This window comes from Mesorhizobium sp. W050 (genome assembly GCF_054719535.1).
Genome location: NZ_JBTTIH010000001.1, coordinates 4,481,330 through 4,506,608 on the forward strand (window position 1 = coordinate 4,481,330; position 25,279 = coordinate 4,506,608).

The window sequence follows — 25,279 nt, forward strand, 5'->3', positions numbered from 1 at the left end:
ACCGTGCCGCCATGTCTCATATTTGTTCTATGCATGTCGTTTATCCCGCACTTTTGGGCGACAGGCATTAAAGTTAGGGCGGCGGTCTTTCGACCACCGCCCGGTCGTATCGACAGTATACGAACTCAGAGCGTCCGGGTCACCATCTCGACGCGGAAGCACTCGATGATGTCGCCGACGCGCATGTCCTCGTAGTTCTGGAAGGCCATGCCGCACTCCTGGCCGCCCGGAACTTCCGCGACTTCATCCTTGAAGCGCTTGAGGGTCTTCAGCGTACCTTCGTGGATGACGACGTTGTCGCGGATCAGGCGCACGCCCGCTCCACGCTCGACCTTGCCTTCGGTGACACGGCAGCCGGCGATCTTGCCGACCTTGGTGATGTCAAAGATCTCGAGGATCTCGGCATTGCCGATGAAGGTCTCGCGGCGTTCCGGCGACAGCAGGCCGGAAAGTGCTGCCTTCACATCGTCGACGAGGTTGTAGATGATCGAGTAGTAGCGGATTTCGATGCCCGCGGCCGCCGCGGCCGCACGTGCCTGCACGTTGGCACGGACGTTGAAGCCGATGATCGCGGCCCCCGAGGTCTCCGCCAGCGACACGTCGCTTTCGGTGATGGCGCCGGCGCCGGCATGAACGATGCGCGCACGCACCTCGTCGGTGCCAAGCTTGTCGAGAGCGGCGTTGATCGCCTCGATCGAACCCTGCACGTCGCCCTTGATGACCAGCGGGAATTCCTTCAACCCGCTCGTCTGCAGCTGCGACATCATCTGTTCGAGCGAGCCGCGCTGGCCGGCATGGCGAGCCACTGCCTTCTCGCGCGCCAGACGCTGGCGATATTCGGTGATCTCACGGGCGCGGGCCTCGTTGTTGACGACAGCGAAGCGGTCGCCGGCTTGCGGCGTGCCTTGCAGGCCGAGCACCTCGACCGGCATTGCCGGCGGCGCCTCCTTGATCTGCTCGCCATGGTCGTTGACCAGCGCGCGCACCCGGCCCCATTCGTTGCCGGCGACGAGGATGTCGCCCGGCATCAAAGTGCCGGTCTGCACCAGTACGGTGGCGACGGGGCCACGGCCCTTGTCGAGCTGGGCTTCGATGACCACGCCCTCGGCGGTACGGTCCGGATTGGCCTTGAGGTCGAGGATTTCGGCCTGCAGCAGGATCGCCTCGAGCAGCTTGTCGAGGTTGGTGCCCTTGGTCGCCGACACTTCGACGTCCAGCACTTCACCGCCCATCGATTCGACGAACACCTCATGGCGCAGCAGTTCCGACCGCACCTTCTGCGGATCGGCATCATGCTTGTCGATCTTGTTGATCGCCACGATGATCGGAACGCCGGCCGCCTTGGCATGGCTGATCGATTCGATGGTCTGCGGCATGACGCTGTCGTCGGCCGCCACCACCAGGATGGCGATGTCGGTCGCCTGAGCGCCGCGGGCGCGCATCGCCGTGAAGGCGGCGTGACCGGGCGTGTCGATGAAGGTGATCTTCTGACCGTTCTTCTCGACCTGGTAGGCGCCGATATGCTGGGTGATGCCGCCGGCTTCGCCGGAGACGACATTGGCATTGCGGATGGCGTCGAGCAGCGAGGTCTTGCCGTGGTCGACATGGCCCATGATGGTCACGACAGGCGGCCGCGATACCAGGTCCTCGGCATTGTCGGCAATGTTGAACAGGCCTTCCTCGATGTCGGACTCGGCGACGCGGCGGACCGTGTGGCCGAATTCGGTGGCGACCAGCTCGGCCGTGTCGGCGTCGATGATGTCGCCCGGCTTCAGGATCTGGCCCTGCTTCATGAAGTACTTAACCACATCGACAGCGCGCTCGGACATGCGCTGCGCCAGTTCCTGGATGGTGATCGTTTCAGGCAGGATCACTTCGCGCATAACCTTCTCGCGCGGCTCATTATGCATCGCGCGCTTGAATTTTTCCTGGCGGCGACGCATCGACGACAGCGAGCGGGCGCGCGCGTCCTCGTCGGAAAGCGCCGTGTTGAGGGTCAGCTTGCCGCGACGACGGTCTTCCTCGGCCTTGGTCGGCTTGGCCGGGCGCGCCACTTCGGGCGTAACCGGACGGCGTACCGGGGCGCCGGCGGCGGTGCGCTTCGGCTTGACCTCTTCCTCGTCGTCCGATGCCACAAGCTCGGCAGCCTGCGGCGCGCGGCGGCGCGCTTCTTCCTCGGCGCGGCGGCGGGACTCGGCCTCGGTCTGCAGGCGGGCTTCTTCCTCGGCCTGACGGCGCGCGGATTCCTCGCGCTCGCGCTTGCGGCGTTCCTCATCCTCGTTGCGGCGCTTGGCCTCTTCGATGGCGCGTTGGCGGTCCTCGACGTCGCGAACCTTGGAGCCTTCGAGCGCCCTGCGGCGCGCTTCCATTTCATTGCGCGACAGTTCGTTCAGCACCATGCCGCCGCGTTCGGCCGGCGGCGGCGGAGGCGGCGCCTTGGGCGCTTCCTGCACGACGGGGGCTGCCACTACCGCGGGCTTGGGCGTAAATACGGGTGCAGCCACCGGCTCCGGCTTGTCGCCGGGCATGGAGAATTTGCGCTTCTTGATCTCGACCTGGACCTGCTTGGTGCGGCCATGCGAGAAATTCTGTCGCACGACGCTCTGCTCGGTACCGGGGCGCTTCAGCGTCAAGGTCTTCTTCGGTGTAACACTCAACGTCTTGTCGTCGCCCGATTTCGTATCGCTCATTCCATATCCTCTGCAGCATCATCTTCGTCAGCAACGGCCGCAAGCATTGCCAGATCGTCGGGGGTTCCGCCCCGATATCGGTCGAGCGCAACCATGCGCCTCTCAACCGCCTTGCCCGCGTCTCCCGCGAGAACGGCAGCATGTATCACATTTGTACCCCCCAATGCCAAGCTCAACTCGGCCTCGGAGAAAAGTTTGTAGGCAAGGACTGCCGGCCCGCCGAGGTGGACAGTTGCCCGCCGCGCCTGACTGATCTTGCGCACGCCATCGTCGGATGCCTCGGTCGCGTGGAGCACGAAAAGCGCCAACCCCGAGCGCACCGCGCTCTCGACCTTGGTTGCGCCGAGTGCGATCGAGCCAGCCTTGCGGGCAAGGCCAAGCATACCCAAAGCGGATCGTGCAAGCAGTCCGTCGACCATGCCGCCGAGATCGGGCGGCACGACGACCTGCGCCTTGAAGGCGCGGGCAAACAGGTTCTTCGCCGCCGCCTTGTCGATATGTAGGCGGTCGGCGCTCACCCAACAACCACGGCCGGGCAGATTTCTCTTCAGGTCAGGAACGACGGCCGAATCCGGGCCGACGACGAAACGGATCAGCTCATCCGGCTCGGCTTGCTTGCGCGTGACGATGCAGGTGCGATCGTTCATCTCGTCCTGGGGCGGGTTGTGTGCGATGCGGTTTCACCTCACGCACCAACGGCTTCGTCAGCCGGGACCTGTTCGGCTGCAAGCTCGTCTTCGGTGATCCAGCCGGCCTTGAGGCGGGCTGCCAGAACCATCTGCTCGGCGTCGGCGCGCGACACGCCGTGATTGGCGAGCACACCCGGGAATACCTTGGTCTCGCCGTCCTTGCGTTCCTTCCAGCCGGTCAGGTCGTCGGCGGCATAGCCGGCGAAATCCTCGATCGTCTTCACGCCATCCTCGCCGAGCGTCACCATCATGGCGGTGGTGACGCCAGGGATCTCGCGCAGTTCGTCGGTGACGCCCAGCGCCTTGCGCTTGTCGTCATGCTCGGCTTCGATCTTCTCCAGATATTCGCGGGCGCGGGTCTGGATCTCCGAAGCGGTGTCTTCGTCGAAACCGTCGATCGAGGCGATCTCGCCCGAATCGACATAGGCAACTTCCTCGACGCTGGTGAAGCCTTCGGAGGCCAACACCTGGCCGACCATCTCGTCGACATCAAGGGCTTCCATGAACAGCGACGAGCGTTCGACGAATTCCTTCTGGCGGCGCTCGGACTCCTCGGCCTCGGTCAGGATGTCGATGTCCCAGCCGGTGAGCTGCGAGGCAAGACGCACGTTCTGGCCGCGACGGCCGATGGCCAGCGACAGCTGGTCGTCGGGAACCACCACTTCGATGCGCTCGGCATCCTCGTCGAGCACCACCTTGGCGACTTCCGCCGGCTGCAGCGCGTTGACGATGAAGGAGGCGGCCGAAGGCGACCACGGAATGATGTCGATCTTTTCGCCCTGCAATTCGCCGACCACGGCCTGGACGCGGCTGCCGCGCATACCGACGCAGGCGCCGACCGGATCGATCGACGAGTCACGCGAAATGACGGCGATCTTAGCGCGCGAGCCTGGGTCGCGGGCGACCGACTTGATCTCGATGATGCCGTCATAGATTTCCGGCACTTCCATGGTGAAGAGCTTGGCCATGAACTGCGGATGGGTGCGCGACAGGAATATCTGCGGGCCGCGCTGTTCGCGGCGCACGTCGTAGACATAGGCGCGGACGCGGTCGCCGTACTTGTAGTTTTCACGCGGGATCAGCTCGTCGCGGCGGATAATCGCCTCGCCACGGCCGAGATCGACGATGACGTTGCCATATTCGACGCGCTTGACGGTGCCGTTGACGATCTCGCCGATGCGGTCCTTGTATTCGTCATACTGGCGGTCGCGCTCGGCCTCGCGCACTTTCTGCACGATGACCTGCTTGGCTGACTGGGCGGCGATGCGGCCGAAATCCATTGGCGGCAGCTGTTCGGCGATGAAGTCGCCAAGCTGGGCGTCCGGATTGCGCTCGCGGGCCGAGGAAATGGCGATCTGGGTGGCGTAGTCGTCGACCTTCTCGACCACTTCCATCAGCCGCTGCAGCTTCATCTCGCCGGTGTTGGCGTTGATGTCGGCGCGGATGTTGGTTTCCTGGCCGTAGCGCGAGCGCGCGGCCTTCTGGATCGCATCAGCCATGGCGGCAATGACGATCGACTTGTCGATCGACTTTTCACGCGCCACCGCGTCGGCGATCTGCAGCAGTTCAAGTCTGTTGGCGCTTACAACCATCTTATTTCTCCCGAGCTTGTTGCCGAGCTTTTAGGCCCGGCCGCTCATCATAGTTCCTGTTCGATTTCGTCTTCCGCGCCGCCTTCAGCACCTTCGGGTGCATCATCAGCTTCGCCGCGGCGTTTCTTGGCTTCCTTGCGTTCCCGGTTGTCCTTCGAAAGGGCATCGCGAATAAGGTCGTCGGTGAGGATCAGCCGCACATCGGCGATCGCGTCATAAGGAATGCGAACCGTCGGCTCTTCGCCGTAGGCGGCCTTGTCGCGCTCGAGCAGCATGTCGTCTTCGCCGGCTTCGGCGATCTTGCCCTTGAAGCGCTTGCGGTCGGCGACCGGCACCGAGGTTTCCATCTTCACAAGATGGCCGGTCCAGGTGACGAAATCCGACTTGCGTACCAGCGGCCGGTCGATGCCCGGCGACGACACTTCGAGATGATAGGCCTTCTCGATCGGGTCATCGACGTCGAGCGCCGGCGACACAGCGCGGCTGACCTCTTCGCAATCCTCGACGGTCATGGTGCCGTCCTCGCGTTCGGCCATGATCTGCAGCGTCAGGCCGTTCTGGCCCGACAGATGCACCCGCACGAGGCGGAAGCCAATGCCTCGCAACACCGGCTGAACGATCAGCGCGATGCGCGCATCGATACCGCTTTCGCGGATGATGCGGTCGTCGGCTTCGCTTGCCGTTGCAGTCATGCGGTTCCTGTCGTTCTCTGGATCAGGATGATCGTCGTCCCGAACCATCTCTTTGCTGATGGCTGACCGGCAGGTAATAAAAAAGAGCGGGACCGGGTGGACCCACTCTTCGTCATACCGACCAAGAATTTGAGGCTGATATAGACGATCCCGGCCGGTGTTTCAAGTCTGTTGACGGGCCGGGCAGAGTGCAGCCGGGGACGGCTGGCAGGATTGCGCGCGGCGCATGCCGGCTATGCGGTAACGGCCCTGTGATCCCGGATTTCACATCCCTATCTATGTTGCACTGCACAAATCAAAGATGAGCGCGCGGTGGCGCGCGAAAGGTCAAGACAATGAGCAACCGTACCGTGTTTTCCGCCATAGGCGACGCCTTTGCCCTGTTCGGCAGCGCCGTTGCCGCCTCGCGGGCCGTCGAAGCCGGCCGCAAGCCGCGCGCCAACGATCTGCGCCGGCTCGGCATGGACCCGACCGCTTTCGGCAAGATCGGCCGTTTCTGAAGCCAGACCGGCTGTCGATGCGGGACACTTTCCCGCATCGAACTATTTTCTGATGAAGGTGAGATAGGCCGGCCGTCGGCCCTCGCGAATGGCTTTTGCCTCGTAGCGTGTGCCCGGCCAGCCTTCATAGGGCCGATGCCAGTCGGCCCCATCTTGCACCTGCCAGAGGAGCCCGCCATGCGCCCGACAGTGCAACAAGGTCCAGTTCACATAGGTGTCGATGTCGGATGCGAAGCGGAATTTTCCGCCCGGCTTCAGCACGCGCGCGAACCGATCGAGGTTGAGCGGGCTGACAAAACGCCGCTTCCAGTGCTTTTTCTTCGGCCAGGGATCGGGGTAGAGCAGATCGATGCCGTCGAGCGACGTCTGCGGCAACCAATCGAGCAGGCGCGTGGCGTCGTCGTCATAAACGCGAAGATTGGCAAGCGGCTTTTCCCGCACCGCCATCATCAGCTTGGCCATGCCGTTGACGAACGGCTCGACACCGATGAAGCCGGTCGCCGGTGCCTCCGTGGCACGGTGCAGCAGATGCTCACCGCCGCCGAAGCCGATTTCCAGCCGAACCGTTGAAACATCCGCTGAGAATAGCGCGCGCAATTCTGCCGGTGCCTGGACGGAGAGGTCGAGGCCATAGGCCCCAAGACCGCTTTCCAGCGCCGCCGCCTGCTGCGGGCGAATGGTCTTGCCGTGCCGGCGGCCGAAGAACCCTTCGGTCGCCCGGCTCCGCCTGTCCTGTGGATCCATGGCTTGGTTCGCGCGCCGCGCTTAGATTGAGATGAGATTTGGGATTGAGATGAGATTTGGCTGAAATCTCATCTCAATCTAATCCTTTGTTGGAGCATGATCTTTTCCAAAAAACCGGTACCCACTTTTTGGAATCATGCCTAAGCAGCGATCGCGTCCTTGAGCGCCTTGGCCAGATCGGTCTTTTCCCAGGAGAAGGACCCGTCTCGGCCGGCCTTGCGGCCGAAATGGCCGTAGGACGAGGTCTTTGCGTAGATCGGCTTGTTGAGGTCGAGATGCCTGCGGATGCCGGATGGCGACAAATCCATCACCGTGCGCAGCGCTTCCTCGAGCTTGGCCTCGTCGACCTTGCCGGTGCCGTGCAGGTCGACATAGACCGACAGCGGCTGGGCAACGCCGATGGCGTAGGACAGCTGGATGGTGCAGCGGTCGGCGAGCTTGGCCGCCACTACATTTTTGGCGAGATAGCGCGCCGCATAGGCGGCAGAGCGGTCGACCTTGGTGGTGTCCTTGCCGGAGAAGGCGCCGCCGCCGTGCGGGGCAGCACCACCGTAGGTGTCGACGATGATCTTGCGGCCGGTCAGGCCGGCGTCGCCGTCCGGCCCACCGATGACGAACTTGCCGGTCGGGTTGATGTACCACATGCAATCGTCGGCGATCTTGAGGTCGCCGAGCGCCTCACGGATGTAAGGCTCAACGACCTTGCGGACCTTCTTGGAATCCCAGGTCGCGTCGAGATGCTGCGTCGACAGCACGATCTGAGTCGCTTCGGCGGCCTTGCCATCGACATAGCGAACGGTGACCTGGCTCTTGGCGTCAGGCCCGAGCTTGCCGGCTTCGCCGTTGTTTTCGTGACGGGCAGCGGCGAGCAGTTCGAGAATCTTGTGGCTGTAATAGATCGGCGCCGGCATCAGGTCCGGGGTCTCGCGGCAGGCATAGCCGAACATGATGCCCTGGTCGCCGGCACCCTCTTCGCCCTGGCGGTCGGCGGCGTTGTCGACGCCCTGGCCGATGTCGGGCGACTGGCCGTGCAGCAGAACCTCGATCTTTGCCGTCTTCCAGTGGAAGCCGGCCTGCTCGTAGCCGATTTCGCGGATCGCCTTGCGGGCGACCGACTTGAACTTGGCCGGGTTGACGACCGAATGCCCGGCGGCGTCCTTGAGGATGTTGCCGGCTTTGTCCCGCTTCAGCAGAGTATCGGGAACCCTTACTTCGCCGGCGATGACGACGCGGTTGGTGGTGGCGAGCGTCTCGCAGGCGACGCGGACTTTCCACGGGTCCATGCCGGTCTTCTTGGCCTCGCGATAGACCAGATCGACGATCTCGTCCGAGATGCGGTCACAGACTTTGTCGGGATGACCCTCGGCCACGGATTCCGAGGTGAAGAAGTAGTTCTGCCGCGTCACGGGTGTCCCCTCTTGAAAAAACGATCGGCAGGGCTGCCGATTTTGGCGCGCCACGTGTTAACGGTGCCGGACGCCGCTCGTCAAGCGGTGCCGCGGTTCTGGCATGAGTGTCGCAGCAATATATCTTGTACCACCGGCGGCTTGGCGCCGCCGGCAGTCGAGCCTCTGGGCTACTCGGGCCCAGGGGATTACTGGGGCCAATGGGTCAATCGACCCACCGAATCACTCGGCATCTTCGGCAGAAAGGGACTTCACAAGGTCGATAATCCGGCGGCGCACCTTCACATCCGCGATCTTGACGAACGCGCGGTTGAGCTGAAGCCCTTCCGGACTGCCGCAGAATTCGACGGCGAAAGCCATCGAAGTGTCCTCGGCAAATCCTCTATTACCCACCGGCTCCTGCCCTGGCGCATCCTCGAAAAAGAAGGCGACAGGCACGCTGAGTATCGAGGCTATTGCCTGCAGACGGCTGGCGCCGACGCGGTTCGTTCCTTTTTCATATTTTTGGATCTGCTGAAACGTAATACCGAGATTTTCACCAAGCTTTTCCTGGCTCATTCCAAGCATATTGCGCCGAAGGCGGACGCGACTTCCGACATGGATGTCGATCGGATTCGGTTTCTTCTTGTTTTCTTCTGTCATTTTTTCCTCGCCGAATTTTTCCGGCCTTTTCTATTTTTCTCGCCCAACGAAGCCGGAGCCAACTGCCCCAACAGAAACACCAACCGACTTCGAGAAAATTAGGCGGTAACAGTATGAGTTTCTAATGTGTCGACTGTCAATTCACCCGTAGCCGTTGCCTTACGTTCAAGCTGAGGGCGATTGCGGCAAACACCAACATGATCAGCATTCCGTTAATGCGCCGCCGCGCGGCGGAGATGAAGGCTTGGCCGGAGATCGGCACCCGCACGTCGATGGCGCCACGTGCATCGACCGCCAATGCGTCGACGATGCGTCCGCGCGTATCGACAACGGCGGAAATGCCGTTGTTGGCGGCGCGCAACAGCGGCAATCCGTTTTCCACCGCGCGAATCTGAGCCTGCCTGAAATGCTGGTACGGCCCGGGCGTGTCGCCGAACCATGCGTCGTTGGTGACGTTCACAATAAGCTGGGATGACGTTGCGTCAACAGCCACAAGATCAGGAAAGATCACCTCGTAGCAAATAAACGGCAAGGCGCTGATGCCGCCGGGCAAAGCGATCGGATGGCGCTCGTTGCCGGCGGCGAAATTCATCGGCCCGGCGACGAGCTGTCCGATGCCGAAGCGGCTGAGCAGACCGGAAAACGGCAGATACTCGCCGAACGGGACCAGATGGACCTTGTCGACGGCATCAGCGATTTCGCCCTTGTCATCGATCGCCACCACCGAATTGTAGTAGCGGCTGTCGGCATCCGCCCCGGATCCGCGCTCCTCGCGCACGACGCCGGCAATCAGCATCTGACCAGGCTGCAGCATGTCGCCGACCGCGGTCAGCGCGTCCGGACGCTCGGTGAACAGGAAGGGTACCGAGGTCTCCGGCCACAGGATCAACTGCGGTTTGTTATGGCCGGGATCGGGCGCTGCGGCCGACAGGCCCATCATCGTGGCGAAGATGCGGTCGCGCACCGAAGTGTCCCATTTTTCGCTGAGGTCGACATCCGGTTGCACGATACGGACATCGAGAGTGCGGGTTGCCGGCTTGTCGGGGGTCGCGAGCCTGACATAGCCGAAGCCGGCATGGGCGGCGACGAGAATGGCAAGCAGGACCACACCGAGACGGACATGCCGGCGTGCTGCAAGCAAGGCCGGCATGGCGAAGACAAAGACCGCCAGCGCGTTCATGCCGACCATGCCGGTCACCGACACGCTTTGCATCAACAGCGGCACGGGCATCGCCGCATAGCCGACGGCATTCCAGGGAAAGCCGGTGAACAGGAAGCCGCGCAGCCATTCCGTCAGGCCAAAAGCAAAGGCAAGGGCGGCAACGCGGCCAATATCGTTGGTCCATAACAGCCGCGCGACGACGGTGGCGAAGCCGTAGAAAAATGCCAGCGCCAAAGGAATGCCTACGACCGCGAAGGGTAAGGCCCAGGCGAAACTGTCGGCCTCGACCAGAAGCGCCTCGCCGATCCACCACAGGCCGGCGAGGAAATAGCCGAAGCCGAACCACCAGCCGATGGCAAAAGCCGGCCGCAGGCGCCTGAGCCAGCCGTCGGAAGCCTCGCCGGTGGCGCCGTCGAGCAGCCAGACCAGCAGTGGAAACGAGACGAAACAGACGGCGAAGAAATCGTAAGGCGCCTGGGCGAGCACCGCCAGCGCCCCGGCAAGAAACGCCACCAGCGCGCGCCGCCAGCCCCAAAGCAGAATTATCCGGCCGGCAAGGCGCTCCATACAGACTTCCCAGGTCGCGCGAATCAAGAGCCAAGATTTATCAGATTTATTGAAACGCGAACCGGCCGATCGCTGCGCTATCGGTGCCATCCCTCGATGGTTAGCCCGCTCAGTTGCTCGGCCTCCTCGCGCGGCACGGTGCGCAAGGTCTGGGAGAAGGTCCAGACATGGCTTTCGGGGTCGCGCGCCCGATACTGCCGTTCGCCGTAGAAATGGTCGGCAGGCTCCTCGACGATTTGGGCTCCAGCCGCCATTGCCCGCTCACAATGCACGTCCAGGCCGTCTTTCAGACGCACACAGACCGACTGAGTGTTCTTGCCGCCGACGCTTACCGGACTGGCAATATGATCGGCCCATTCGGAATCGACGATGATGTAGCCGTCGCCAAAGCGCATTTCGGCATGGACCAGCCGTCCGTCGGCATCGCTGACCACCATGCTCGGCTCGAAGCCGAAGGCCGTTTCGAGCCATTTCAATGCGGCTCGCGGGTCCTTGTAGAAGACACCCGAGCCAAAGGTTGAGTGCTTGAAGGGATCGTCGATCGTCATCGGCCGGGCAACGTTCTGTCCTAGGCCTGCTCGGTGCGGGGGGCGGTCACGCGGCGGCGACGCTCGCCCTTCTGGTTCTGGACGATGCGCACCCGCTTGACGCGGCGCGGATCGGCGTCGAGCACGTGGAATTCGAAGCCGGGAATGGCTTGCACAACCTCACCACGCGCGGGCACGCGACCGAGCGTGTTGAAAATCATGCCGCCGATCGTGTCGACATATTCACCATGCTCACCGGCGGTAAAGTCCTCGCCGATCATCTTGGCGACCTCGTCGATCTCGGCCTTGCCGTCGACGACGAACACGCCCTCGCCGGTCTGGGTGATCAGCGGCTCGTCCTCGTCATGCTCGTCCTCGATATCGCCGACGACCATCTCGACGATGTCTTCCAGCGAGGCGAGACCATCGGTGCCGCCATATTCGTCGATGACCAGCGCCATCTGGGTTCGCGTCGTCTGCATATGGCCCATCAGGTCGGAGGCAAGCATCGAGGGCGGCACGAACAGCACCGGGCGGATCAGATTGAGGTCGCCGATGGTGCGGCCGAGATCGACCTGGGCGAGGTCGAGAAGCGTCGTTGCCGGCGTCTTCCTGGATGTTCTGCCCTTCTTGACCCGGGCGACCTTGGTGATGTGGGCCAGCACGTCGCGGATGTGAACCATGCCGCGCGGATCGTCGAGCGTCTCGGAATAGACCGGCATGCGGGAATGGCCGGACTGCTCGAACAGACCGAGGAGATCGCCCAACGTCGTGGTGATCTCGACGGCCTCAATATCGGCGCGCGGCACCATGACGTCCTCGACGCGTACCTCGCGCAGGCGCAATATGTTGTTGAGCATGGCGCGTTCGCCGGGCGAGAAAGACCCGGCATCGCTGGTCGTTTCGGCAAGCGCGCCGGCGATTTCCTCGCGCAGGCTGGTGCCGTTCCGCTGCCTGAAAAGGCCCAAGACGCGGTCGAACAGGGACGGACCGGCAGGCGATGGCTCGCTGGCAATGCTACCAGAAGCAGGGCTGCCGGAACTGGGACTCGGACTCGATCCCTCTTCCGTCGTATCGGAAGGCTTTGTCGCACTGCCAGCCTCGGGGCGGGCGGCAGTTTCTGGTTTGTCGTTCATCGTCGTCCGGTCAATTGGTCTTTTGTCATTACGTGTAGGGATCGGGAATGGCAAGCCTTGCGAGCGCCGAGCGCTCGATGGCTTCCATCTCCTCGGCCTCTGCATCGGTCTCGTGATCGTAGCCCAGCAAATGCAGCAGGCCGTGGACGACGAGATGGGTGATATGGTTCTCGAAGGGCTTGTCTTCCAGGGCGGCTTCGCGCGCCACCGTCTCGGCGGCCAGCACGATGTCACCCAGCATGGGCGGCAGCTTGCCACCCCTGGGGAACGGAAAAGCCGGGAAAGACAAGACGTTGGTCGCCTTGTCCTTGCCGCGCCAGCCGGCATTGAGGGTACGGATATGGGCATCGTTGGAAAAGACGATGCTGAGTTCGGAAGGACCGGCAGCAGCGGTTTCGGCAAAGGCAGCCGACACGGCGCGATCGACCAGACGCGTCAGCGCCGCCTCATCGGGCCAGTCGCCGGCCTCGACCGACATATCGATCTCGACGGGAACCGAACTGTCCCCGCCGCCAGGTCTTATGTCTTCAGGCATGAGCCCGCATCGTCACATCAGCTCTCGGCGCCGAGGCCGCGTGCCAGCTTGGCGTCGCGGTCATAGGCCCTGACGATTTCGGCCACCAGCGGGTGGCGCACAACGTCGACATCGTTGAAGCGCACGGTTACCGCGCCGGCCACGCCGTCAAGGACACGCAAGGCTTCGACGAGGCCCGACTTGGTGCTTGGAGGCAGATCGATCTGCGTCGGATCGCCGGTGACGATCATGCGCGAATTCTCGCCGAGGCGGGTCAAAAACATCTTCATCTGCATCGGCGTGGTGTTCTGCGCCTCGTCGAGGATGACGGCGGCATGCGCCAGCGTGCGGCCGCGCATGAAGGCCAGCGGCGCGATTTCGATGACCTCGGCAGCGATAGCACGTTCGACCTTGTCGGCCGGCATCATGTCGTAGAGCGCGTCATAGAGGGGCCGCAGGTACGGATCGACCTTTTCCTTCATATCGCCGGGCAGAAAACCCAGCCGCTCGCCGGCCTCGACCGCTGGGCGTGACAGGATGATGCGCTCGACCATGCCGCGTTCGAGCAGCATCGCCGCATGCGCCACCGCCAGATAGGTCTTGCCGGTGCCGGCGGGGCCAATGCCGAAGACAAGTTCCGAACGCTCCAGCGCCCGCATATAGGCGTCCTGGTTGAGCGAACGGGCATAGATCGTCTTCTTGCGGGTGGAGATCTGGGCGGCCGAAACCTTGCCCTTGCGTTCCAGCGTCGGCAGCGTCAGCTGGTCGTCGGCGGCAATCGCCATGCGCACGGCGCCATCGACGTCGGACTGGCCAATATCGGTGCCCTTCTGGAGAATGCCGTAGAGATTGTCGAGCGCGCGGCGCGCCTGCTCGGCCGCCGAGGCCGAGCCCTTGATGGTGAGCTGGTTGCCGCGCGAGCGGATGTCGACGCCGAGCTTCTGCTCGAGCCGGGCCAGGTTCTCGTCGAACTGGCCGTACAGGGCGCTGGCAAGCTTGTTGTTGTCGAAAGTCAGAACGATGTGCGCCATGTCAGAGGCCCCGGACGTCTGGTTCTGGGGCAGAGTCTTCACTTCAGCAGCGCTCAACCGTCTCTCCTCATCTGCCGAGGCCATCAAGCCAACTCGGCGAACAGGCTATTGTAGCCCGTCTTCGTGATTCGCACCCGGATAATGTCACCGATTTCGCCGGCCTTTTCATCAACAATAACCGGCTGCAGCCAGGGCGAGCGGCCGACCTTCTGGCCGGCCTGACGGCCGGGCTTCTCGATCAGCGTGTCGATGGTGCTGCCGACCAGGCCCAGGCCGAAATCCTGCTGCTGCTTGAGCAACAATGCCTGCAGCTGTTGCAAACGTTCATCCTTGACCGCTTCCGGCACGTGATCGGGCATATCGGCGCCCGGCGTGCCGGGACGCGGCGAATATTTGAACGAGAAGGCCGAGGCGTAGTTCACCTGGCGCACCAGACCCATCGTCGCCTCGAAATCCGCCTCGGTTTCGCCGGGGAAGCCGACGATGAAGTCACCGGACAGCGCGATGTCGCCGCGCGCAGCGCGGATGCGCTCGAGCAGCGCCAGATAGTCCTTGGCCGTGTGCCTGCGGTTCATCGCCTTGAGGATGCGGTCTGACCCGGATTGCACCGGCAGGTGCAGATAAGGCATCAAAGCCGGGAGATCGCGATGGGCAGCGATCAATTCGTCGTCCATGTCGCGCGGATGGCTGGTGGTGTAGCGCAGCCGCGCCAGGCCAGGAATTTCGGCCAGCCGGAACAGCAGGCGACCAAGCCCCCATTCCATGCCATCCTCACCCTTGCCGTGCCATGCATTGACGTTCTGCCCCAGCAGCGTCACCTCGCGCACACCGGCATCGGCCAGCCGCTCGGCTTCGGCGACGATCTGCGCCACCGGCCGCGACACTTCCGAGCCCCTGGTATAGGGCACGACGCAGAAGGTGCAGAATTTGTCGCAGCCTTCCTGTACCGTGAGGAAGGCGGTGACGCCGCGCTTGATCATTTCGGCACGCTTCGGCTGCGGCAGATGCTCGAACTTGTCCTCGATGGCGTATTCGGTCTCGACGATCTTTTCGCCGCCACGCACCCGGGCCAGCACATCGGGCAGCCGGTGATAGGTCTGCGGGCCGATGACCAGATCGACAGCAGGCGAACGGCGGATGATTTCCGGGCCTTCGGCCTGCGCGACGCAACCGGCGACGCCGATCAGCATTTCGCGCCCAACTGCTGCGCGTTCAGCCTTCATGTCGCGGATGCGGCCGAGCTCAGAATAGACCTTTTCCGCCGCCTTCTCCCTGATATGGCAGGTGTTGAGCAGCACCAGGTCGGCGTCGGCGATGACATCGGTCGCGGTGTAGCCGTCGGCGGCCAGCGCATCGGTCATGCGCTGTGAGTCATAGACATTCATCTGGCAGCCATAGGTCTTGACGAAGACCTTTTTGGCCGGGGCGGACGCCGCAGCAGCGCTTTGCGAGGCGCTGTCGGTTTCGTTCCGCTCTATCGTGTTCAAATCCATCCGGCGGCTTCTAACGCCTTTCCGTGACAAAAAACAGACGATTCTCGGGCATCGGCCTGTAGGCGCTCGGCCTGCGCTAGCGGCTCGGTCGGGGATCGGCGAGCGCGGCCTGCATCATGGCGCGCACCTTGCTTTCCATCATCCTCGACGTTTCCTTGCGGTTCGAGCCCTTGGAAAAGGCGATGGGCTCGCCGAAATGCACCTCGACGTCAATGGCGCCTTCGGCCATCAGCACCTTGAGATGCGGCATCAGGTCCTGATCGCCGATCCAGGCAGCGAGCGGCCGGTGGCGACGGCCGAGAGGCACGCCGTGCACCCGCGTGTAGGCAATCGCCAGCGGCTGGATGAAGACCTGCTCGGCCGCGCCTTCCGAAATCGCCATCGAGGCGGCGCCGAACAAGGTGCTCTTGAACGGCAGGATGGTGTTGCCGTCGCCGGTAGAGCCCTCGGCAAATAGCACCATAGCGTCGCCCTTGGCCATGCGGCTGGCGATCTCGCTGGCCTGGTCGCCAGCTGTCCGCTTACGCTCGCGTTCGATGAAGACCGTACGCTGCAATTTCGACAGCCAGCCGATCAGCGGCCATCCCTCCATGTCCGCCCGAGCGATGAAGGTCACATCGGCAAAGGAGCCCAGCACCATGATGTCGGTCCAGGAGATATGGTTCGAGGCGACCAGCAGCGGGCGCTGGCTGGACAGCGCACCTTTGACATGGATGCGCAGGCCGAGCGTCCGGACGATGAGGCTGTGCCAGGCCTTCAGAATGACCGTCTCGCGCCAGATTCCAGTCTTCATCGACAGCAGCTGCAAAGGCACAAGGACCAGCGAACCGATGACAACGAGGCTCAGCGCCAGGAAAATCCTGATTTTTCCGATCATGCAGCTTGGCCCTGCCCCAAAACTTTGGCTAGCGAAGATCGCGGCGCATGACAAGCGCGCCGGTAGGACCATGTTCGGTCGAGCGGTAATAATTGGCGCGGTGCCCGACCTGGCGGAAGCCCAGCCGCCGGTAGAGGGCGATGGCAGCGACATTGGTCTCGTCGACCTCAAGGAACAGCGCCTCGGCGCGCTGCGCATGCAATTCGCGCAGTACGGCGTCCATCAATTGCCAGCCGAGCCCCTGGCGGCGATGCGAGCGCGCCACCCCCACGGTCAGAATCTCGCCCTCGCCGGCTGCAAGCCTGGCCAGCACGAAGCCGACCGGCGGCTTGGCGCCCTGGCCGATTTCGCGCGCGGCATAGCCGAACACGGTTTCCTGTTCGAGCAACGCGGCGAACTCGCCATCGGTCCAGGGCCGGACGAAATCCTCGCGGTGCAGCACCGACGCTGCCGGGCTGTCGGCGATGGTCAGCGGCTCGAGCGCATAGTCCCTGCGGCGCGGCTGGAGGAAAGGGATGCGCATCACTTTTCCTGCCTCAACAGGATGAACCCGGCCTGCGCCTTGGCATCGGCGCCGCGCAGATAGAGTGGCTTCGGCTTGTCGCCCTCGCCTTTTGCAGCGGCGAGCCGGGCGTAGACGGCAATGTCGGCGGTGGCAGCCGTCGGGCCGATATCGAAATCGCGACCGGCCGCGGCTGCGATCTGCACGGCGGCCGTGCCGGCAAGCACCGGACGATTGTCCGCCGCCATTCCCGCGGCTTGCGCAAGTGTGGTCACCGCCGGACCATAGCGCAAAATCGCTTCCGCATCGTAAAGCGCGGCATGGATTTCCTCGCGGCCGGCATCGAGAGCGGCCAGGACCGGGCGGCCGGGAAATGCCGCCCTCGCCTCGGCCGCCAGCGCCTCCAGTGTCGTTACCCCGATCGCCGGGATCTTCAGCGCCAGCGCCAGGCCGCGCGCCGCCGAGACGCCCACCCGCAGGCCGGTGAAGGAACCCGGACCGATGGAAACCGCAACGGCGCCAAGGCCGGCATAATCGGTGCCGTCCGCTTTCAGCGCTTCGTCAATGACAGCCATCAGGTGTTCGGCATGGCCTTTGCCGAGATCGAGTACCGAGCGGCCAAGTTCTCTGCCGCCCGATGCGTCATAGACGCAAGCGGCGCAGAGATTGGCGGCACAGTCGATGGCGAGCAGTTTCATGGGCGACCGGTTCGAAAAACAGTCTCCCTCTGCCCGCCACGGCGCGCCGCCGCAAGAGCCAGCGCGTAAATTGTTAAGTGGCTTCGCTTCGGTGCAGGCCGGACGGCTTACGCCGCCGGCGCGATGCGCAGCATGTGGTTGTCCCAGACATAGTCGGGCTCGGAGCGCGTCGCGCCGCTGCCTTCGATGATTTCGCCAGCACCCGTGGTTGCCATGAAGCCCGGGCCGTCGGGCGCCAGGCCGCAGACCTCGACCAGCGCCTTGGTGGCGACGATCTTGCCGCTGGCGGCGTCGATGACGGCCAGCGAATTGCCTTCCGGCGAAGACACCGCGACCGTGCCGGCAATCGGGTTGGCGGCGACCGAGCCGATGTAATTCCGGAAGCCGGATAGCACGTCCTGCGGCATGTCGAGCAGCTGCAGCCCCTTGCCGCGCGTGGCGCGGCCGACCAGCGGTGGCCGCTCGGTGCCCGGCCCGCGGTACTGGCAGCCGAACCAGATGGTGCCTGTGGGGTCGGCATCCATGTGGCGAATCGACAGCTGGTGCAGAGCCGGCGGCAGTTCGTGCTTTTCGATGAGATCGCCGGTTGTGCGATCGACCAGCACATAGGACGGCTTCATGGTGGCGATGTTGAGCTCGGCGCGGCCATAGTCGGGATGGGTCTCGATGCCGCCATTGGCGATGGCGATCGTCCGGCCGTCTCCGAGCAGCAAGAGCTCATGCGGCCCCATGCCATAGGTCGGAAACTCGCCGATGCGGCTGAACTTGGCCCGTGCGTGGTAGATCCCGACGACGCCGGCGGCATTGTCGAAATTGTTTTCGGTGGCGTAAAGCAGCGCGCCGTCGGTGGAAAACACACCGTGGCCGAAGAAATGCCGACCGGTGATGCTGGCGATGGTCAGCGGCGGCTCGCGGCCGGCATGGTCGAAGACCACGGCGAAGGTGCCGGGTTGCCGGGCGAAGACCACGGAGCGCTTTGAGGCCGGATCGAAGGTGACGTCGTGGCCACGGTCGGGCAGGTCGATCGCATGCAATACTTTTCCGGCTTCCGACAACACAGCGGCGCCAAAGCTGCCGTCGCGCTTGCCGAAGGCGGTGGCAAAGACGGCATCGGCGGCAAGCGTGTCCGCCCAGGCCCGCGGCGCCATTGACGCGACGAAGCCGGCGCCGGCAGCCCTGAGAAAATCGCGGCGGTCGATCAGCGGCGTCCTCATGATCAGTCTCCGTCGAGCGAGGAGAAGCCGGCGGTCAGGCCGAACTCGGCGGTCAGCCTGGTTCCGATCAGGCCCGACAGGCTGGAGGTGATCAGCGCGAAATGCTCGAGTTTTCCGCGCTCCGCGGGATCGGCCAGCGTCTTGTCGATCGGACCCTGGATGGATTTGGCAGTGGCAACGCCATTGATGAGCTGGATATGGATGGATTCCGCCATCCATCTGCTATCCTCGGGCAGCGCGTCGCCGAGCTTCGAGGCCTGGAACAGCGCATCAATGCCGGAGAGGTTGCCGGCTAATGACAGGCCGGTGTTTTGCGACCGCCAGTAGATCGCCTGCCTTGGCTTGTCAGCCTCCGGCTTGGCGCCGAAAAAACCTTTGAGGCGCACGTCGCGGACCATTTCCAGCTCGTTGATGAAGACGCCGACCAGTTCGGTCACCGCTTCGGTGCCGTCGCGGTAAAGCGCATTGTCGGGTCCGGGATTAGCCCACGAGGCTGCAAAACCGTCCGGTTTTTTCCAGGCCGCGTCGACATCGGCCGCCATGGTCTCGATGTTCTTGGCGACTGCCGCGCCATAGGCGCAGCGATAGGGCTCGTCCTTGCCGACGAGCGTCTCGGCGCCGTCGCCGTAAAGCACGAACTCAAGCGCCCCTAATCCCTGCATCGCGACACTCTTGCCCGCCAGCTGCGCCGGATCGGTGGCGGTCGGATCCTTGCCGGCCAGCGCCGCCTGCACCTGCTTCAGGCCGATGCTCTTTCGGTCCGGCCAGTAGAGCATGCGCTCCAGCCGGTTGTTCTCCTTGATTGGCCCGAAGCCGATGATTTCAGCCGACGACCAAGCTGCGACCGTGGCCGAGAATCCGGCATGCGCGGCATCGAGGTTGCCCTGCGACGGCGCCTGGCAGAGCGCGTCCATGGCCTTCGCCAAGGTGCCGGCATGGCCATGCAGGCTGGCATAGGCGGGGCGGACAAAGCCGTCGATCGCTCTTTGGATCACGTCGGAGGCTTTCACCGAGGCCGATGCCGGGGACGCACCGAACAGAGCCAATGGGAGGAGGAGAACAGGCAAAACCCGCTTGAGCATCAGAATGACTCCAGGAATTTGATGAGAGCATCGCGGTCGGCCGTATTGGCGGCGGCAAAGCGATCGCGCGCCTTCTGCCCCTCGCCGCCATGCCACAGGATCGCTTCGGTAAGCGTGCGCGCACGCCCGTCATGCAGGAAGAAAGCGTTGCCGTTGACGGTCTTTGTCAGGCCGATGCCCCATAGCGGCGGGGTGCGCCATTCACTGCCCGTGGCATCGCCCACCGCCTGGCCGTCGGCAAGGCCAGGCCCCATGTCGTGCAGCAGAAAGTCGGAATAGGGCCAGATCAGTTGGAACGCCTGCGCCTTGTTCCCGCGCATGGTGACGAATTTCGGCGTATGGCAGGCAATGCAGCCCATCTCGTAGAACAGCTTCTTGCCGGCGAGCACGGCGGGTGCGCCGACATCGCGCCGCGCCGGCACCGCAAGGTTCTGTGAATAGAAGGTGACGAGGTCCATCACCGGTGGTGGCGCCTCGACCGGGCCGAGCCGCTTCTGCACGCCATTGGGCATGGCTAAGCAGGCCTCTTCGGCTGCGGTGCAATCGCCCCAGTGGCTGGGCTCTTCCGGCGTCGAAATGCCGATATCGCCGGCAAAGGCGTCCGCCGCCTGCTGGCGGATCGATGCGGTCTGCGCCTTCCAACCGAAGCGGCCAAGCGTCAGTTGCCCGCTGCTGAGGTCACGCACCATGTTGGGCTTGCCGGAAATGCCGTCGCGGTCGTCGGGATCGGCATGGGCAAGGATGTCGGCCGGCGCGATCTGTTCGATCAGGCCAAGGCCGATCATGGGCGGGGTCAGACGTGGCGACAGCGTGGTGCGCGGGTCAAGCGGGCCGTAGCCAAGCCCGTCGAGCGAATAGCTCGGCTTGCGCAGCGAAACGATGCTACCGTCGCCGAGCGTGACCTTTTCCTTGCGATAATCGACATACATGCGGCCTTCGCCCTTGAGGCCGGGCACCGCCAGTTCCTGCAACTGCGCGCCGTAGACCGGATCGGGGAAGTTCAGCACCTTGTGCACGGCAATCTCGGCTTTTTCCTCGGCCGTGCTCGCATCGCGCGCCAGCCGCAGGAACATCGACGTGGTGCGGCTGTCGGCGGCCGGCGGGCGGCCGCGGCCATCCTTCAAATGGCAATTCTGGCAGGCGCGCTCGTTGAACAGGGGTCCGAGACCGTCCGAGGCCTGGGTCGAGGATGGCGACGACACCCAGTTCTTGCGGAAAAGCGCATTGCCGAGCTTGAAATTGCCCTGTTCCTCGAAGGTAATGTTTTCAGAGGGTTGCGAGAAGGCGTCGCGGTCGACCTGCTTGCGCGACGTGCCGGCGCCGCCTTGCATCGTTTCGAAGGATTCGGGCTTGGAGAAATCCTGGGTTGGCCTGGTAACTGCAAGGACGCGGGCCTGGTCCTTCGGCGTCAGGTCGGTGCGGCTCGTGGCGAGGCCGACCGGTTCCGACGATCCGGCCAGGGCCGGGGCCAAAATTGCCGCCAGGGTTACAACCGAAAGCCCGCGAAAGGCCTGATATCGCGGGTTTTTGAGGAGCAGCGGGCCGGCGGCCCGCCGCAAGCGGCGCAGAATATCTATGGGGCGCCGCATTCCTGCATGGTCCTATTCCGCCTCGTCCGCCGATGCGGCGTTGAGCTGGCCGTATTTTTCCTCGCCGATCGAGGCAAGGAGGTCGAGCTGCGTCTCGAGGAAGTCGATGTGACCTTCCTCATCCGCCAGCAATTCCTCGAACAGCTTCATCGTCACGTAGTCGCCGGCTTCGTTGCAGATCTCGCGCGAACGCTTGTAGGCGGTGCGTGCGTCATATTCGCCGGCGAGATCGGATTCGAGCACTTCCTTGACGTTCTGGCCGATGCGCAACGGCGCCACGGACTGCAAATTGGGATGCCCTTCGAGGAAGATGATACGGGCCACCAGCCGGTCGGCATGGTGCATCTCCTCGATCGATTCGGCGCGTTCCTTCTTTGCCAGCTTGGCATATCCCCAATCTTCGAGCAGGCGGAAATGCACCCAGTATTGATTGACGGCGCCAAGCTCCAGGAACAGAGCCTCGTTAAGCCGCTCGATGATCTGCGGTTCGCCTTTCATGGATTCTGCTCCCATATTGGACGCGCAGGCCTCTGACGCGATCCAGGTGTGAAACGATGTCCACGCCGCTCGCCTCCGAACGGGTGTGGTAATTTTCGGTGACCCGAATGATCGTTTCGACCACATTTGGGAAGCAGCCGCAACAGCGACCGCGCTTTTGCATCGTGTGATAGACCTTCGCCGGCACGATCAGTTGCCAGGGGTCCTGATCCAGCAGATCGACGATCGTCTGCTCAATCTCCTTTTCGGTGATGATGTTGCAATGGCAGATCAGCATGGATTGGCTCTGGCTGACGGCGCCCCTCCGCGCCGTTTGGCTGGTAGTTGGTTGGGGTGCTACTTGAACACCTTGTCCGGTGCGTCGAGGCTGTCGGACCCCTCGAAGGCTATGTTGTTCAGGTTCAGCGCGCCGACGGCGCGTTCGATCGACTTGGTCTGGTCGACCAGCGCGTCGATTGCCGCCTGCACGGTAGCATTGCCTTCGGTGTTGCCCTCGGCGATCTGCTGGTCGTAGGCCTCGCCGGCCACTTCCCGCGCCTTGATCGCCTCCATCTTGGCGACCGAGACATCGAGCTTGTCGGACAGTTCCTTGTCGATCGCCGGATCGGCCGCCTTGACCATATCGTGCACCGACGGGCCTGAAACGACGGTGCCGTCGATGCGCGTGTAGCTGGCGAGATAGGCGGCGCGGATGCCGATGGCGTCATAGAGATGCGAGTTGTAGGTATTATCCGAGAAGCAGTCGTGCTCCTCTTCGGGATCGTGCAGCAGCAGGCCGAGTTTCATGCGCTCCCCGGCCAGTTCGCCGTAGGACAGCGAGCCCATGCCGTTGAAGATCACCGAGATAGCGGTGTTCGGCTGGCCATCGACGAGGTTCTTGCGGGCGGCGCCGTCTTCCTTCCAGTTGCCGACCATCTCCTGCAGGTCGGAGACCAGAAGATCGCTGGCCGACTTCAGATACTCGGCCCGGCGATCGCAATTGCCGCCGGTGCAGTTCTTGAGGTCGTAGTCGGTGTACGGACGCTCGCCGGCGCCCGGGCCGGTGCCGTGCAAATCCTGGCCCCAGAGCAGGAATTCGATGGCGTGATAACCGGTGGCGACATTGGCCTCGATGCCGCCGGCCTCCTGCAGCGTGCCGGCGAGGAACTCCGGCGAAAGCTTCGAGGCGTCGACCTTCTTGCCGTCGATCTCGATGTCCTTGTTGGCGATGACATTGGCGGTGTAGAGCGCGTTGGCGTCGGACTCGGTGCCGTAGCTCTTGGCGACGTAGTCGATCAGGCCTTCGTCGAGCGGCCAGGAGTTCACCTTGCCTTCCCAGTCGTCGACGATCTTGTTGCCGAAGCGGTAGACCTCGGTCTGCTGGTAGGGCACGCGCGACGCCTTCCAGGCATCGCGGGCGGCATTCAGCGTGTCCGCCGACGGGTTGGCAAGCAGCGCGTCGACAGCCTTGTCGAGCGCCTGCGCCGTGGTCAGCGAATCCTCGTACTTGGCCAGCGCGATGTCGGAATAGGTCTTGATGACCGCCTTGGCATCGATCTCCGCCGCCTTGGCCGGCAGGATGAAAACCGCCGCCGTCAACATAGCCGTGGCACCGATCGCAGCCAGTCTGCCGCCATATCGCGCTGTCATCATCAGTCTCCAGTTCAAAGGGGATTCGGTAAAAGGCGCGCGTGCCAAACGGTGCCGGGACATAGGCATGCCGTAGGACACCACAGATGCCGCGCCGCTCTGCGGCTCACGGGAGAAAGACACCAAATGCCTCCAATCGAACGGGTTCAAGGCCCAAACATCAAAGGGATGCGCTGACGCGCGAGCCTCCATAAAACGATGGCGAGGCCGGAAGTCAACTGGTGAACCCTAGAAAATTCAATTGAAACAACAGTTTAGAATTATTCTAAACTAGGACTGTCAACTTTAAATCGTATAGCCAGCAGCCAAGATGAGAGACGGCGCGATTGACAAGCGACCGTTCCGGGTGCGACCCGGACCGGGGCTCTTGCGACGGCGGCAGACAATCGCCATCTGGCGGAACGGCTCACAATCAAAGCATGATGTCGTCCGAAAACCGCTTCACACTTTCGGCATCATGCTCCAGATTTGAAACAGGAATTCGGTTTGCGATGAAGAACGGGGTCGTCATTCTCGGTGCGGGTCATGCGGGCGTGCAAGCGGCCGCCAGCCTGCGCGAGGAAGGCTATGACGGGCCTGTCGTACTGATCGGCGACGAAACCGATCTGCCCTATCACAAGCCACCGCTGTCGAAGACCTTCATCAAGGACGCCGATGCCAAGCCGCAACCCTTGCGCGGCGAGGCCTTTTACACCGGCAGCGCCATCGACTTCAGGCCGGGCGTCCGAATCGACAGCATCGATACGGCAGGCCGCAAGCTGGACATAGCAGGCGGCGGCGTGCTGCCGTTCGACCGGCTCATCCTGGCCACCGGTTCGCGGCCGCGGCTCCTGCCGCTGCCGGGCGCCGACCTCTCGGGCGTGCTGTCGCTGCGCTCGATCGCCGATGCGCGGCTGATCCGCCAGCTCAGCGCCCAAAGCGAAGACGTGGTCATCCTCGGCGGCGGCTTCATCGGGCTGGAGATCGCGGCTACGCTGAGGGCCGCCGGCCGCAACGTCACCCTGGTCGAGGCTGTCGACCGGCTGCTTGGCCGCGCCGTGGCGCCGGTGGTGGCGAGCCATGTCCGCCAACGGCTGGAGGCGATCGGCGTGCGTATCCTCACCGGCACCACCATTGCCAGGCTGGAAGGGGAAAACGGCCATGTCTGCGCTGCCATCACCTCCACCGGCGAAAGGCTGCCCGCGCGCATGGTCATCGTCGGCATCGGCGCCGTGCCGAATGTCGAACTTGCTCAGGCTGCCGGACTGACTGTCGCCAATGGCATCCGCGTCGACCAACAGATGCGCACCTCAGTGCCTGATATTCTGGCCATCGGCGACGCCGCTTCCTACCGCCACTGGTCGACCGGCGGCGACGTGCGGCTGGAATCGGTGCAGAACGCCACCGACCAGGCGCGGCTTGCCGCACGCACGATCACCGGCCATACGGACGCCTATGCGGCGGTGCCGTGGTTCTGGTCTGACATCGGCGACATGAAACTGCAGATGGTCGGGCTGACCTCGGGCGGCGACAGCCATGTCGTGCTGGGCGACCTCGCTGAGAACAAGTTCTCGATCTACCACTATGCTGGAAGCCGGCTGCTCGGCATCGAATCCGTCAACAGGCCGGGCGACCATATGCTGGGCCGCAAGATGCTCGGGGCCGGGTTTTCGCCGATGGCGCAGACGATTGCTGAGGGACCTGACGGGCTGAAGGCTGCACTGGCAGCGTTCCAGCAGGATGAGCCGGCACGGGCTGCGGGGTAGACGCACTTACCCTCCCCCTTGTGGGGAGGGTCGCTGCGAAGCAGCGGGGTTGGGGTCGGC

General features: G+C 63.6%; 24 protein-coding genes. 2 read left to right on the top strand and 22 right to left on the bottom strand.

Annotated features, from left to right (window positions below; all coding sequences use genetic code 11):
- Nucleotides 1–125: 125 nt before the first annotated feature.
- From infB to rimP, 4 genes are read right to left on the bottom strand one after another with little or no spacing between them, the layout of a single operon-like run.
- Complete coding sequence (gene infB / locus ACYG9Y_RS21640; protein ID WP_023726861.1) at nt 126–2,690, bottom strand: translation initiation factor IF-2; 2,565 nt, start codon at nt 2,688–2,690, stop codon at nt 126–128.
- The gene (locus ACYG9Y_RS21645) at nt 2,687–3,337 is read right to left on the bottom strand and encodes an RNA-binding protein (RefSeq protein WP_023669556.1); all 651 of its coding nucleotides are present in this window, start codon (nt 3,335–3,337) and stop codon (nt 2,687–2,689) included. The genes infB and ACYG9Y_RS21645 overlap by 4 nt, the downstream gene beginning before the upstream one ends.
- A 38-nt stretch (nt 3,338–3,375) precedes the next feature.
- Entirely contained in the window at nt 3,376–4,971 is a 1,596-nt protein-coding gene (gene nusA / locus ACYG9Y_RS21650; protein WP_023669555.1) for a transcription termination factor NusA, read from the bottom strand.
- Between the two features lie 47 nt (nt 4,972–5,018).
- Entirely contained in the window at nt 5,019–5,663 is a 645-nt protein-coding gene (gene rimP / locus ACYG9Y_RS21655; RefSeq protein ID WP_023669554.1) for a ribosome maturation factor RimP, read from the bottom strand.
- 335 nt (nt 5,664–5,998) lie between these two features.
- Between rimP and ACYG9Y_RS21660 the strand changes: the two genes are divergently transcribed.
- Nucleotides 5,999–6,163 (top strand): hypothetical protein, encoded by a 165-nt coding sequence (locus ACYG9Y_RS21660; protein ID WP_023669553.1) that lies wholly within the window; start codon nt 5,999–6,001, stop codon nt 6,161–6,163.
- A 42-nt stretch (nt 6,164–6,205) separates the two neighbouring features.
- On the opposite strand, the gene trmB is transcribed toward ACYG9Y_RS21660, so the two are convergent.
- From trmB to ACYG9Y_RS21750, 18 genes are all read right to left on the bottom strand, one after another.
- Complete coding sequence (gene trmB / locus ACYG9Y_RS21665) at nt 6,206–6,907, bottom strand: tRNA (guanine(46)-N(7))-methyltransferase TrmB (protein WP_023738179.1); 702 nt, start codon at nt 6,905–6,907, stop codon at nt 6,206–6,208.
- A gap of 140 nt (nt 6,908–7,047) precedes the next feature.
- Nucleotides 7,048–8,313 carry a methionine adenosyltransferase gene (metK, locus tag ACYG9Y_RS21670; protein ID WP_023669551.1) on the bottom strand — a complete coding sequence of 422 codons (1,266 nt, stop codon included), beginning with the start codon at nt 8,311–8,313 and terminating at the stop codon, nt 7,048–7,050.
- A 222-nt stretch (nt 8,314–8,535) separates the two neighbouring features.
- Nucleotides 8,536–8,955, bottom strand: a complete 420-nt coding sequence (locus ACYG9Y_RS21675; RefSeq protein WP_023669550.1) for a helix-turn-helix domain-containing protein — start codon at nt 8,953–8,955, stop codon at nt 8,536–8,538.
- Between the two features lie 136 nt (nt 8,956–9,091).
- A complete protein-coding gene (lnt, locus tag ACYG9Y_RS21680) occupies nt 9,092–10,684 on the bottom strand; it encodes an apolipoprotein N-acyltransferase (RefSeq protein WP_023715302.1) in 1,593 nt (530 codons plus the stop codon).
- A gap of 77 nt (nt 10,685–10,761) precedes the next feature.
- Nucleotides 10,762–11,232, bottom strand: coding sequence for a VOC family protein (locus ACYG9Y_RS21685; RefSeq protein WP_023738178.1), 471 nt, complete (start codon nt 11,230–11,232; stop codon nt 10,762–10,764).
- A gap of 20 nt (nt 11,233–11,252) precedes the next feature.
- Entirely contained in the window at nt 11,253–12,347 is a 1,095-nt protein-coding gene (locus ACYG9Y_RS21690) for a hemolysin family protein (protein WP_023682011.1), read from the bottom strand.
- A gap of 28 nt (nt 12,348–12,375) precedes the next feature.
- Complete coding sequence (gene ybeY, locus ACYG9Y_RS21695; RefSeq protein WP_023711440.1) at nt 12,376–12,882, bottom strand: rRNA maturation RNase YbeY; 507 nt, start codon at nt 12,880–12,882, stop codon at nt 12,376–12,378.
- 17 nt (nt 12,883–12,899) lie between these two features.
- Nucleotides 12,900–13,892, bottom strand: a complete 993-nt coding sequence (locus tag ACYG9Y_RS21700) for a PhoH family protein (RefSeq protein ID WP_027049340.1) — start codon at nt 13,890–13,892, stop codon at nt 12,900–12,902.
- Between the two features lie 83 nt (nt 13,893–13,975).
- Nucleotides 13,976–15,385 (bottom strand): tRNA (N6-isopentenyl adenosine(37)-C2)-methylthiotransferase MiaB, encoded by a 1,410-nt coding sequence (gene miaB, locus ACYG9Y_RS21705; RefSeq protein WP_023669544.1) that lies wholly within the window; start codon nt 15,383–15,385, stop codon nt 13,976–13,978.
- 76 nt (nt 15,386–15,461) lie between these two features.
- The gene (gene olsA, locus ACYG9Y_RS21710) at nt 15,462–16,262 is read right to left on the bottom strand and encodes a lyso-ornithine lipid O-acyltransferase (protein ID WP_023669543.1); all 801 of its coding nucleotides are present in this window, start codon (nt 16,260–16,262) and stop codon (nt 15,462–15,464) included.
- 28 nt (nt 16,263–16,290) lie between these two features.
- On the bottom strand, nt 16,291–16,785 hold the full coding sequence (locus ACYG9Y_RS21715; RefSeq protein ID WP_023738177.1) for a GNAT family N-acetyltransferase: 495 nt from the start codon (nt 16,783–16,785) through the stop codon (nt 16,291–16,293).
- Nucleotides 16,785–17,462 carry a tRNA (adenosine(37)-N6)-threonylcarbamoyltransferase complex dimerization subunit type 1 TsaB gene (gene tsaB / locus ACYG9Y_RS21720; protein WP_023669541.1) on the bottom strand — a complete coding sequence of 226 codons (678 nt, stop codon included), beginning with the start codon at nt 17,460–17,462 and terminating at the stop codon, nt 16,785–16,787. The genes ACYG9Y_RS21715 and tsaB overlap by 1 nt, the downstream gene beginning before the upstream one ends.
- 107 nt (nt 17,463–17,569) lie before the next feature.
- Nucleotides 17,570–18,676, bottom strand: coding sequence for a DUF1513 domain-containing protein (locus ACYG9Y_RS21725; protein ID WP_023738176.1), 1,107 nt, complete (start codon nt 18,674–18,676; stop codon nt 17,570–17,572).
- Between the two features lie 2 nt (nt 18,677–18,678).
- Nucleotides 18,679–19,758 carry an imelysin family protein gene (locus ACYG9Y_RS21730; RefSeq protein WP_023692589.1) on the bottom strand — a complete coding sequence of 360 codons (1,080 nt, stop codon included), beginning with the start codon at nt 19,756–19,758 and terminating at the stop codon, nt 18,679–18,681.
- Nucleotides 19,758–21,347, bottom strand: coding sequence for a di-heme oxidoreductase family protein (locus ACYG9Y_RS21735; RefSeq protein WP_023692590.1), 1,590 nt, complete (start codon nt 21,345–21,347; stop codon nt 19,758–19,760). Before ACYG9Y_RS21735 ends, ACYG9Y_RS21730 begins: the two co-directional genes overlap by 1 nt.
- A gap of 12 nt (nt 21,348–21,359) precedes the next feature.
- Entirely contained in the window at nt 21,360–21,845 is a 486-nt protein-coding gene (bfr, locus tag ACYG9Y_RS21740; protein WP_023669537.1) for a bacterioferritin, read from the bottom strand.
- On the bottom strand, nt 21,811–22,122 hold the full coding sequence (locus ACYG9Y_RS21745; protein ID WP_023669536.1) for a (2Fe-2S)-binding protein: 312 nt from the start codon (nt 22,120–22,122) through the stop codon (nt 21,811–21,813). Before ACYG9Y_RS21745 ends, bfr begins: the two co-directional genes overlap by 35 nt.
- A gap of 59 nt (nt 22,123–22,181) precedes the next feature.
- Nucleotides 22,182–23,474 carry an imelysin family protein gene (locus ACYG9Y_RS21750; protein ID WP_023692591.1) on the bottom strand — a complete coding sequence of 431 codons (1,293 nt, stop codon included), beginning with the start codon at nt 23,472–23,474 and terminating at the stop codon, nt 22,182–22,184.
- A 491-nt stretch (nt 23,475–23,965) separates the two neighbouring features.
- Between ACYG9Y_RS21750 and ACYG9Y_RS21755 the strand changes: the two genes are divergently transcribed.
- The gene (locus ACYG9Y_RS21755; RefSeq protein ID WP_023738175.1) at nt 23,966–25,219 is read left to right on the top strand and encodes an NAD(P)/FAD-dependent oxidoreductase; all 1,254 of its coding nucleotides are present in this window, start codon (nt 23,966–23,968) and stop codon (nt 25,217–25,219) included.
- Nucleotides 25,220–25,279: the final 60 nt, after the last annotated feature.

Excerpts from the sequence above, each read along its gene's own strand:
- infB (WP_023726861.1), bottom strand. The coding sequence starts at position 2,690 with ATGAGCGATACGAAATCGGGCGACGACAAGACGTTGAGTGTTACACCG.
- ACYG9Y_RS21645 (WP_023669556.1), bottom strand. The coding sequence starts at position 3,337 with ATGAACGATCGCACCTGCATCGTCACGCGCAAGCAAGCCGAGCCGGAT.
- nusA (WP_023669555.1), bottom strand. The coding sequence starts at position 4,971 with ATGGTTGTAAGCGCCAACAGACTTGAACTGCTGCAGATCGCCGACGCG.
- rimP (WP_023669554.1), bottom strand. The coding sequence starts at position 5,663 with ATGACTGCAACGGCAAGCGAAGCCGACGACCGCATCATCCGCGAAAGC.
- ACYG9Y_RS21660 (WP_023669553.1), top strand. The coding sequence starts at position 5,999 with ATGAGCAACCGTACCGTGTTTTCCGCCATAGGCGACGCCTTTGCCCTG.
- trmB (WP_023738179.1), bottom strand. The coding sequence starts at position 6,907 with ATGGATCCACAGGACAGGCGGAGCCGGGCGACCGAAGGGTTCTTCGGC.
- ACYG9Y_RS21675 (WP_023669550.1), bottom strand. The coding sequence starts at position 8,955 with ATGACAGAAGAAAACAAGAAGAAACCGAATCCGATCGACATCCATGTC.
- lnt (WP_023715302.1), bottom strand. The coding sequence starts at position 10,684 with ATGGAGCGCCTTGCCGGCCGGATAATTCTGCTTTGGGGCTGGCGGCGC.
- ACYG9Y_RS21685 (WP_023738178.1), bottom strand. The coding sequence starts at position 11,232 with ATGACGATCGACGATCCCTTCAAGCACTCAACCTTTGGCTCGGGTGTC.
- ACYG9Y_RS21690 (WP_023682011.1), bottom strand. The coding sequence starts at position 12,347 with ATGAACGACAAACCAGAAACTGCCGCCCGCCCCGAGGCTGGCAGTGCG.
- ybeY (WP_023711440.1), bottom strand. The coding sequence starts at position 12,882 with ATGCCTGAAGACATAAGACCTGGCGGCGGGGACAGTTCGGTTCCCGTC.
- ACYG9Y_RS21700 (WP_027049340.1), bottom strand. The coding sequence starts at position 13,892 with ATGGCGCACATCGTTCTGACTTTCGACAACAACAAGCTTGCCAGCGCC.
- miaB (WP_023669544.1), bottom strand. The coding sequence starts at position 15,385 with ATGGATTTGAACACGATAGAGCGGAACGAAACCGACAGCGCCTCGCAA.
- olsA (WP_023669543.1), bottom strand. The coding sequence starts at position 16,262 with ATGATCGGAAAAATCAGGATTTTCCTGGCGCTGAGCCTCGTTGTCATC.
- ACYG9Y_RS21715 (WP_023738177.1), bottom strand. The coding sequence starts at position 16,785 with ATGCGCATCCCTTTCCTCCAGCCGCGCCGCAGGGACTATGCGCTCGAG.
- tsaB (WP_023669541.1), bottom strand. The coding sequence starts at position 17,462 with ATGAAACTGCTCGCCATCGACTGTGCCGCCAATCTCTGCGCCGCTTGC.
- ACYG9Y_RS21725 (WP_023738176.1), bottom strand. The coding sequence starts at position 18,676 with ATGAGGACGCCGCTGATCGACCGCCGCGATTTTCTCAGGGCTGCCGGC.
- ACYG9Y_RS21730 (WP_023692589.1), bottom strand. The coding sequence starts at position 19,758 with ATGCTCAAGCGGGTTTTGCCTGTTCTCCTCCTCCCATTGGCTCTGTTC.
- ACYG9Y_RS21735 (WP_023692590.1), bottom strand. The coding sequence starts at position 21,347 with ATGCGGCGCCCCATAGATATTCTGCGCCGCTTGCGGCGGGCCGCCGGC.
- bfr (WP_023669537.1), bottom strand. The coding sequence starts at position 21,845 with ATGAAAGGCGAACCGCAGATCATCGAGCGGCTTAACGAGGCTCTGTTC.
- ACYG9Y_RS21745 (WP_023669536.1), bottom strand. The coding sequence starts at position 22,122 with ATGCTGATCTGCCATTGCAACATCATCACCGAAAAGGAGATTGAGCAG.
- ACYG9Y_RS21750 (WP_023692591.1), bottom strand. The coding sequence starts at position 23,474 with ATGACAGCGCGATATGGCGGCAGACTGGCTGCGATCGGTGCCACGGCT.
- ACYG9Y_RS21755 (WP_023738175.1), top strand. The coding sequence starts at position 23,966 with ATGAAGAACGGGGTCGTCATTCTCGGTGCGGGTCATGCGGGCGTGCAA.